The 9401-nt window shown below is 72.6% G+C and carries 8 protein-coding genes; all 8 read left to right on the top strand.

Annotated elements, in window-relative coordinates; translation table 11 throughout:
- Window positions 1–68 precede the first annotated feature (68 nt).
- The 8 genes from E1284_RS34875 (at window position 69) to E1284_RS34840 (ending at window position 9322) form a co-directional block, all read left to right on the top strand.
- Window positions 69–1520, top strand: a complete 1452-nt coding sequence (locus tag E1284_RS34875) for an aldehyde dehydrogenase (protein WP_131944424.1) — start codon at window positions 69–71, stop codon at window positions 1518–1520.
- A complete protein-coding gene (locus E1284_RS34870; protein ID WP_207924121.1) occupies window positions 1517–2758 on the top strand; it encodes an MFS transporter in 1242 nt (413 codons plus the stop codon). Before E1284_RS34875 ends, E1284_RS34870 begins: the two co-directional genes overlap by 4 nt.
- Window positions 2759–2844: 86 nt before the next feature.
- Window positions 2845–3978, top strand: a complete 1134-nt coding sequence (locus E1284_RS34865) for a serine hydrolase domain-containing protein (RefSeq protein ID WP_131944423.1) — start codon at window positions 2845–2847, stop codon at window positions 3976–3978.
- 50 nt (window positions 3979–4028) lie between these two features.
- Complete coding sequence (locus E1284_RS34860) at window positions 4029–5198, top strand: ROK family transcriptional regulator (RefSeq protein ID WP_131944422.1); 1170 nt, start codon at window positions 4029–4031, stop codon at window positions 5196–5198.
- Between the two features lie 77 nt (window positions 5199–5275).
- Entirely contained in the window at window positions 5276–6745 is a 1470-nt protein-coding gene (locus tag E1284_RS34855; RefSeq protein ID WP_131944421.1) for a sulfatase family protein, read from the top strand.
- Window positions 6745–7560, top strand: a complete 816-nt coding sequence (locus E1284_RS34850; protein WP_131944420.1) for an ABC transporter permease — start codon at window positions 6745–6747, stop codon at window positions 7558–7560. The genes E1284_RS34855 and E1284_RS34850 overlap by 1 nt, the downstream gene beginning before the upstream one ends.
- Entirely contained in the window at window positions 7557–8333 is a 777-nt protein-coding gene (locus tag E1284_RS34845) for an ABC transporter ATP-binding protein (RefSeq protein ID WP_131944419.1), read from the top strand. Before E1284_RS34850 ends, E1284_RS34845 begins: the two co-directional genes overlap by 4 nt.
- Window positions 8330–9322, top strand: a complete 993-nt coding sequence (locus tag E1284_RS34840) for an aliphatic sulfonate ABC transporter substrate-binding protein (RefSeq protein WP_131944418.1) — start codon at window positions 8330–8332, stop codon at window positions 9320–9322. Before E1284_RS34845 ends, E1284_RS34840 begins: the two co-directional genes overlap by 4 nt.
- The last annotated feature ends 79 nt before the right edge of the window (window positions 9323–9401 follow it).

Raw genomic sequence — 9401 nt, 5'->3', positions numbered from 1 at the left:
CGCCCCCGGCACACCCGCCTCCGGCACACCCGCCCCCGGCACAACAGAGAAGTGAGGGTCAACAGCACATGGAGTTCTTCGGGCACGTCATCGACGGCGAGGAAGTCGAGTCGCGGGACGGGGCGCGCTTCGACAGCGTCGACCCCTGGACCCGGCAGCCCTGGGCGCAGGTGGCGCTCGCCTCCCCCGGCGACGTCGAGCGGGCCGTCGCGGCCGCGCGGCGGGCGTTCGACGACGGACCGTGGCCGCGCATGGGCTACGCCGAGCGCGGCCGCGTCCTGCACCGCCTCGCCGACCTCGTCGAGGAGCACAAGCGGGAGCTCGGCATGGCCGACACCCGCGACATGGGCAAGCCGGTGGCGCAGAGCATCGGCAACGACGTCGGCCGGTCGGCCCACAACCTGCGGTTCTTCGCCGACCACGCGCAGCTCGCGGCGGCGGACACGCTGCCGATGGACAGTGGCCACCACGCCTACAGCGTGTACGGGCCGGCCGGGGTCGTCGCCGCGATCGCGCCGTGGAACTTCCCGCTGATGCTGGAGACCTGGAAGATCGCGCCGGCGCTGGCGTGGGGCAACACCGTCGTCCTCAAGCCGGCGGAGGACACCCCCGCGTCGGCGACGATGCTGGCGCGGCTCGCGACGGAGGCGGGGCTGCCGCCCGGCGTCCTCAACGTCGTGCACGGCTACGGGCCGCAGTCGGCCGGGGAGGCGCTGACCCAGAGCGCCGGCATCGACCGGATCACGTTCACCGGCGCGTCCAGCACCGGGCGGGCCATCGCGCGGATCGCGGGCGGCAACCTCGTCCCGGTGAGCCTGGAGCTCGGCGGCAAGGGCGCCAACCTCGTGTTCGCGGACGCCGACCTGGACAACGCGGTGGACTGGTCGATCCGCGCCATCTTCACGAACGCCGGCCAGGTGTGCCTCGCCGGCAGCCGCCTCTACGTGCAGCGCGAGGTGTACGGGGAGTTCCTCGACCGGTTCACCGCCGCCGCCGAGGCGATGGAGGTCGGCGACCCGTCCGAGGAGGGCACCCGGCTCGGCCCGCTCGCCTCGCAGGAGCACTTCAAGAAGGTGCGCGGGTACGTGGAGACCATCGAGTCGGAGGGCGGCCGCATCCGCACCGGCGGGCTCGGCTCGGGCTGGGTCGTCCGGCCCACCGTGGTCACGGACATGCCGCAGGACGCGGCGCACTGCCGGGAGGAGATCTTCGGCCCGGTGGTCGTCGTGAGCCCGTTCGACACCGAGGCCGAGGCGGTCGCGCTGGCCAACGACACGCCGTACGGTCTGAACGCCATGGTCTTCACCGAGAACCTCAGCAGGGCGCACCGGGTGTCCGCGGCGCTCCGCGCCGGGACGGTCTGGGTGAACTGCTTCTTCATCCGCGACCTGCGCGCCCCGTTCGGCGGGGTCGGGGCGTCCGGCGTCGGCCGCGAGGGCGGCGAGTTCAGCCGGGACTTCTTCACCGAGCCGAAGGCCGTCGTCATGCAGATCGACCCGGACCGGCCCGCCGCGGTGTGAACGTCCCGTCCCCCTCCCGGTTCCAGGCGCGTGGCGAGCGCGCGGCACGCTCGCCACGCGTCTGGCCGCTGTACGCGGGCGGCTTCCTCGGCCCGTACGCGGGCACGATGGTCACCCCGATCCTGCACGAGGTCGCCAGCGGCCTGGACACCACGCCCGAGACCACCGCCGCCGCCGTGACCGCGTACATGGTCCCCTACGCCGCGCTGCTGCTGGTCTCGGGCACGTGGGCGGAGCGCTGGGGGCGGCGCCGCACCATGCGCCTGTCGCTGCTGTTCTTCATCCTGGCGTCCGCGCTGTGCGCCCTCGCCCCGACCATCGAGACGTTCCTGGTGGGACGCGTGCTCCAGGGCGCCACCAACGCCTTCACCACCCCGCTGCTGGTCGCCGCGATCAGCGACCTCACGCCCAGGGAACGCCTCGGCCGGGCACTCGGGCTGTTCGCCGCGCTCCAGGCCGCGGGCCAGACGTCCAGCCCGCTGATCAGCGGGCTCTCGGCGGCCGCGGACTGGCGGCTCGCCTTCGTCTTCCCGTCCGCCGTCGCGCTCGCGCTGGCCCTGCTCCCGCCCTCGGCGGCCGTCGCCGCCCGCAAGGCCACCGGACGGGCGTCCTGGCGCGTCCTCGCCAACCGGCAGCTCGCGGTCGCCTCGGCCCTGTCGTTCCTGTGCTACCTGCCGGCGATCGCGCTCACCGTCCTCACCGTGCTGCGCGCGCAGGAGCAGTTCGGGCTCGGCCCGGCCGGGCGGGGCCTGGTCAGCGCGGCGTTCGGCGTCGCCGGGCTGCTGTCGGCGAGCGCGCTCGGGCACGGCCTCGACCGGCTGGGCGCGCGGCGGCTCGGCATCGCCCTGTTCGTCCTGCTGGCCGCCGGCCTCCTGACCACGGCGCTGGGCCCGACCCTCCTGCTGCTGCTGTGCGGCGTCGTGCTCGCGGGCGTCGCCGTCCCCGGACTGCGCAACACCGTGAACGCGCTCGCCGCCGGAAGCGCCCCGTCCAACCGCGCGGGCGCGACCTCGCTCGCGCTCTCCGCCCAGTTCTTCGGCGGCGCGCTCGCACCGGTCCTGTTCGTCCCGCTGTACGACGCCCACGGCGACCCGGCCTTCGCAGCCACCGCCCTGGTGCCGGCCGCCGCCGTCCTGCTGCTCTTCGCCCTCCGCTCCCTGAGCGCCGCGCAAGTGCCACCGTCCCCGGACGACGCGCGCGAAGACCACTCCAGTACCGGTCGTAGTACCGCGGTCTGATGAATACGACGGCATCCGGAGTGAGCCCGTGAATGGCTCACGTGACGGATGTGCGGCCGATCTGCCGCTGCCTATCGTCACTGCACATGATCACAAGAAACAGCATGTTCGCGCGGGCGACGGCCGTGGTCCTGAGCGCGGCGCTGCTGGCCTCGGCCGCCCCGGCGATGGCGGCCGGCCGCGGCGGGCTGCAGCCGGTGGTGGAGCGGCTGACCGGGCCGGACGGAGCACCCGGAGCGCTCGTGGAAGTCGACGAAGGGGGCCGCCGGACGGTCGCCACCGCCGGTGTCGCCGATGTCCGGACGGGCGCGCCGGTGAATCCCCGCAGCCGCTTCCGGATCGGCAGCCTGACCAAGCCGTTCACCGCCACCGTCGTGCTCCAGCTCGCCGGCGAAGGGCGCATCGACCTGGACGCCCCGGTGGAGCGGTACCTGCCCGGAGTGGTGCGCGGCGCCGGCAACGACGGGCGGGAGATCACCGTCCGGCACCTGCTCCAGCAGACCAGCGGGCTGCCGGACGTCCTGGACCACCTGAACCTGCTCAGCATCCTCAACGACCCGTATCGGCACTGGGACGCACGTGAGCTGGTCGACATCGCCCTGCCGCACCCCCGCGAGTTCACTCCCGGCAAGGGCTGGGGCTACTCCAACACCAATTACCTGCTGGCCGGGATGGTGATCGAGAGCGTGACCGGGCACCCCTACGGCCAGGAGATCCGCCGGCGCGTCATCCGCCCGCTCCACCTGCGCGACACGTTCGTGCCGGGCGACGCGTCCGGCATCCCCGGCCCGAACCCGCACGGGTACGTGCGGCCGGGGTCCGAGCTGGTGGACATCACCCGCTTCAACCCGACCGTCGCCGGGGCCGCCGGCGGGATGATCTCCAGCGCGTCCGACCTCAACCGGTTCCTCGGGGCGCTGCTGGACGGGCGCCTGCTGAAGCCGGCGCAGCTGCACGCGATGCTGCACACCGTCCCCACCGGACGCTCGTCCGGGGCCGAGTACGGCCTCGGCCTGCAGTGGCTGCCTCCCACCGGGGACCGCTGCGGCTTCTGGGGACACGACGGCGACATCCTCGGTTTCAGCGTCCGGACGGGTGCCACGAAGGACGGCGGGCGCGCCACCGTCATGGTCAACCTCAACCCGGGCGGCGGCCCGTCCCTCGACACCGCCATGGAGGACGCCCTCCCCGCGGCCCTCTGCCACCGGCCGGCGGATTAGTTTTTCCGGAGCATTGACATTAATCGGTTCCGTCGTCCATGCTGCCGGACATGGAACGACGGGCGGACGCGCTGCAGCGGCTCCGGCAGGCGCACGAGGAGGTCGTGCTGGCGGCGCTGCGCAGTGAGGGGCCGATGAGCCGGACGAAGCTCACCGCGCGGACCGGCCTGTCCCGCACCACCCTGTTCGCGATCATCTCCGAGCTGATGGCGCGCGGCGCGGTGATCGAGTCGGGCACCGAGGACGACGGCCGGCCGCGCGGGCGGGGGCGGCCCGCGACCCGGGTCTCGCTCAACCCGGACGCGGGCCTGCTGATCGGCGTCGACCTCGGCCGCCGCCGCATCCGGGTCGCGATCGCCAACGTCGCCCGCCAGGTCATCGCGACCGCCGTGGACGACTCGGCCCCGGACGCCGACGAGGCCGAGCAGGCCGAACTGGCCGTCGCGCTCATCCACAAGCTGTGCGCGGACCGGCACATCGGGCTGCGCGCGCTGGAGGCGATCGGCGTCGGCCTGGTCGGCGCGATGGACGCCTCCAACCGGCGGTGGCGGGCGGCGGAGCGGCTGGCGGCCGCGTTCGACACCCGCGTCGAGGCCGACAACAACGCCCGGCTGGCGGCGCTGGCCGAGCAGACGTGGGGCTCCGCGCGGTCCGCCGAGGACGTCGTCTACGTGCGGTGGTCGGTCGGCGTCGGCGGCGGCTTCATCTCGGGCGGGCGGCTGCTGCGCGGGGCGCACGGCGCGTCCGGCGAACTGGGGCACGTGTCGGTCGACCCGGCCGGGCCGCGCTGCCACTGCGGCGGGCGCGGCTGCCTGGAGGAGCTGATCGGCACCCCGGCGCTGCTGCGGGCGGTCGCGGCGCGCGGCGTCCGGCTGACCGGCACCGACGACCTGCTGGAGGCGGCGCAGGCGCGGACGCCCGCCGTGACGGACGTGGTCGTCGACGCCGCCCGGACGCTCGGCACCGTCCTGGCCGGCACGGTCGCCCAGCTCGACCCCGAGCGCGTCGTCGTGGGCGGGGACCTCGCCCAGCTCGGCGGCCTCGTCCTCGATCCGATCAGGTCGGCGATCGGCGGCCTGGCCCTGCCGGGCACCGCCCGCACCCTCGACATCGTCCCGGCCGACCTCGGGCCGGCCGCGTCCGCGATGGGCGCGATCGCCCTGGTGCTGCGGGACCAGGAACGCCGGCCGCCCGACCCGAACCCCGCCGACGACCTGTAGGACCCGCTCACCCGACGACCCCGCCGACAATTGGCACCTATTTCTGTAAACCCTTAGGAATTAATGAACGGAGCGACGTGTCCGCTCGCAACGTCCTGATCCTCATGACCGACCAGCACCGGGTCGACACGCTGGGCTGCTACGGCAACCCGGTGGTGCGCACGCCGGCGCTGGACGGGGTGGCGGCCGAGGGCACCAGGTTCGACCGGTTCTACACACCGACCGCGATCTGCACCCCGGCCCGCGCCTCCCTGTTCACCGGCACGCACCCGTTCCGGCACGGCCTGCTCGTCAACCCCGAGCGCAACGGCGGTGCCAAGGACGAGGTGGACGACGACTTCCCCAACTTCGTCGAGCCGCTGCTCGCCGCCGGCTACAACGTGGGCCACGTCGGCAAGTGGCACATCGGGCGCGAGCGCGGGCCCGAGCACTACGGCATGGACGGCGAGCACCTGCCGGGCGCGCTGAACCCGTTCCACCACCCGTCCTACCAGGCGTGGCTCAAGGAGAACGGGCACCCGCCGTTCAAGGTCCGCGACGCGGTGTTCGGCAAGGCGCCCAACGACTCCGGGCGCGGCCACCTCATCGCCGGGCGGCTGGAGCAGCCGGCCGAGGCGACGATCGAGACGTTCCTCGCCGACCGGACGATCGAGCTGATCGACCGGTACGCGGCGGAGGGCAAGCCGTTCGTCCTGACGTGCAGCTGGTACGGCCCGCACCTGCCCTACCTGCTGCCCGACGCCTACTACGACCTCTACGACCCGGCGGACGTCCCGCTGCCCGCCTCGATGGCCGAGACGTTCGCCGGCAAGCCCGACGTCCAGCGCCGCTACGCCGAGTACTGGTCGGCCGACCACTTCGACGCCGACGCCTGGCGCAAGCTCATCGCCGTCTACTGGGGCTACGTCACGATGATCGACGAGCAGGCGGGGCGGATCCTCGACCGGCTCCGCGAGCACGGCCTCTGGGACGACACCGCCGTCGTGTTCACCGCCGACCACGGCGAGTTCACCGGATCCCACCGGCTGAACGACAAGGGCCCGGCGATGTACGAGGACATCTACCGCATCCCGGGCATCATCCGGGTGCCGGGCGCCCCGGTCCGGACGGTCGACGAGTTCGCGACGCTCATCGACCTGCACGCCACGATCCTCGACCTCGCCGGGCTGCCCGCCGGGACGCCCTGCGACGGCAGGAGCGTGCTGCCGCTCATCAAGGGCGAGGACGATCCGCGGCCCGAGGTCGTCGCCGAGTTCCACGGCCACCACTTCCCGTACTCGCAGCGCATGATCCGGGACCGCCGCCACAAGTTCGTGTTCAACCCCGAGAGCGTCCACGAGCTGTACGACCTGGAGACCGACCCGCACGAACTGCACAACGTCTACACGGCGCCCGCCTACGCGGACGTGCGGCGCGACATGACCGTCCGGCTGTACCGGGAACTGGTGCGCCGCGGCGACCCGGCCTACACCTGGATGAGCTACATGTCCGACATCGGCGCGGGCCGCGCGCCCGACGTCGACGGCGTCGCGGACGAGGTCGCGTGATGGCCGCCCCGGCGACGGCGAAGGCCCCCGCCAAGGTGCCCGAGACGGTCAGGACGAGAGCGCGCAAGGAGAAGGTGCGCGCCGTCTCGCTGACGGCCGGGTCCGGCGTGCTGGGCATCGCGGTCTGGGTCGGCCTCTCCAAGAGCGGGATCGACGGGTTCCCCGGCCCGGTGCCGGTGGCCGGGCGCGCCCGCGAGCTGATCGAGGAGGGGACGCTGTTCAGCGACCTCTTCGCCAGCCTCCGCCGCGTGCTGATCGGGTTCGTGCTGGGCGTCGCGCTGGCGGTTCCGGTCGGCTTCGCGATGGGCTGGTACCCGGTCGTGCGCGGCCTGTTCGAGCCGTGGCTGCAGTTCTTCCGGATGATCCCGCCGCTCGCGATCATCCCGCTCGCCGTCGTGCTGATGGGCATCGACGAGACCCCGAAGATCTTCGTGATCTTCCTGGCGTCGTTCCTGTCCTCGGTGGTCTCCACCTACCAGGGCGTGATCTCGGTCGACAGGACGCTGATCAACGCGGCGCGGGTGCTGGGCGCCGGCGACCGGACGCTGTTCGCCGACGTCGTCGTGCCGGCGTCCACCCCGTTCATCCTCGTCGGCATGCGGATCGGGCTCGGCGCGTCCTGGGCGACGGTCGTGGCGGCCGAACTGATCGCCGCGCAGGGCGGGCTCGGCTACCGGATGCAGCAGGCGCAGCTGTACTACGAGCTGCCCACCATCTTCGTGTCGCTGATCGTGATCGGGCTCGTCGGGCTCGCGATGGACCGCCTGCTGCTGCTCGCCGAGCGGCGGCTCACCGGATGGCAGGAGCGCCGATGACCAAGATCTCCTTCCGGGACGTGACCCACCGGTTCGAGACGTTCACCGCGCTCGACCATGTCTCCCTCGACATCGCCGACGGCGAGTTCGTCACCGTCGTCGGCCCGTCCGGCTGCGGCAAGAGCACCCTGCTCAACCTGGCCGCGGGCCTGCTCGAACCGGGCGAGGGCACCGTCGAGGTGGACGGCGAGCGCGTCACCGGCCCCGGCCCCGAGCGCGGTGTGATCTTCCAGCAGTACGCGCTGTTCCCCTGGATGAGCACCCGCACGAACGTCGAGTTCGGCCTGAAGATCGCCGGGGTGCCGAAGCGGGAGCGCCGGGCGAAGGCCGAGCACTACCTCGACCTCGTCGGGCTCGCCGACTTCGCCGACGCGCTGCCGAAGACGCTGTCCGGCGGGATGAAGCAGCGCTGCGCGATCGCCCGCGCCTACGCCGTCGACCCGTCGGTGCTGCTGATGGACGAGCCCTTCGGCGCCCTCGACGCGCTCACCCGCGTCCAGCTCCAGGACGGCCTGCTCGACACCTGGACCCGCGAGCGGCGCACCGTCATGTTCATCACCCACGACGTGGACGAGGCCGTCTACCTGGCCGGACGGGTCATCGTCATGGCCGCCCGCCCGGGCCGCGTCCACCGGGTCATCGACGTCGACCTGCCCTATCCCCGCACCGAGGAGATCCGCCTGTCCGCCGAGTTCGACGAGCTCCGCAGGCAGGTCTGGAGGGCCGTGTACCACCAGCCCCCCGCCCCGACCCCCGAAGGGACCATCCGATGAGATCACTGCGACTGCTGGCCGTGTCGCTGCTGCTGGTACCGCTCGCCGCCGCGTGCGGCGGGGACGACGACGGCGGCGCGACGACGACCGTCAAGTTCGGCTACACCGCCGACTTCGCCGGCGCGGCCGCGCTCGCCGCCGCCGACAAGCTCGACCTGTGGACGAAGGCCGGGCTGAAGCCGGAGCTGAAGGTGTTCACCAACGGCCCGCTGCAGATCCAGGCGCTCGGCGCGGGCGACCTCGACTTCGGCTACATCGGCCCCGGCGCGACGTGGCTCCCCGCGTCCGGCAAGGCGAAGATCATCGCGGTGAACATGCTGGGCCAGGCCGACCGGATCATCGCCACCCCGAAGTCCGGCGTCAAGGACATCGCCGGGCTGCGCGGCAAGAAGGTCGCGGTGCCCGAGGGGACGTCCGGCGACATGCTCCTCCAGCTCGCGCTGAAGAAGGCCGGGATGAAGGCCGATGACGTGGAGCGCGTGCCGATGGACCCGAGCACCGTCGTCACCGCGTTCTCGTCCGGCAAGGTGGACGCCGCCGCGATCTGGTACCCGCTGATCGACACCATCAAGAAGCGCACCCCCGACCTCGTCGAGCTGTCGAAGAACGCCGACTTCTTCCCGGCGATGTCGTTCCCGAGTTCGTTCGTCGCCCGCAACGAGATCGTGCAGGACGACTCCGCGACCGCGCGCAAGGTCATCGGGGTGCTCAAGCAGGCCAACGACTGGGTGAACGGCCACACCGCGGAGGCCGAGGAGACCGCCGCGAAGTTCCTCAAGGTGCCGCCCGCGCAGTTCAAGGGCTCGTCCGCCGTCACCAAGACGTTCACCTCCGCCGAGCTGGCGAAGTACTCCGGCGACGGAACGGTGAACGGCTGGTTCAAGGGCCTGTCGGACATCTTCGTCGCGATGGGCAAGCTGCCGTCCTCCCCCGACCCGAAGACCTACTACACCGCCGACCTCTACACGAACGCCGCCGCCGGGAAGTGACCCGGTCCCCGGCCGGCGCACGCCGGCCGGGCCGCCGATGAGGAGGCACCACCCCCATGCCCGTCTCTTATACACACCT

The organism is Actinomadura bangladeshensis, assembly GCF_004348335.1.
Lineage (GTDB): Bacteria > Actinomycetota > Actinomycetes > Streptosporangiales > Streptosporangiaceae > Spirillospora > Spirillospora bangladeshensis.
This window is presented reverse-complemented; position numbering and strand designations above follow the sequence as displayed.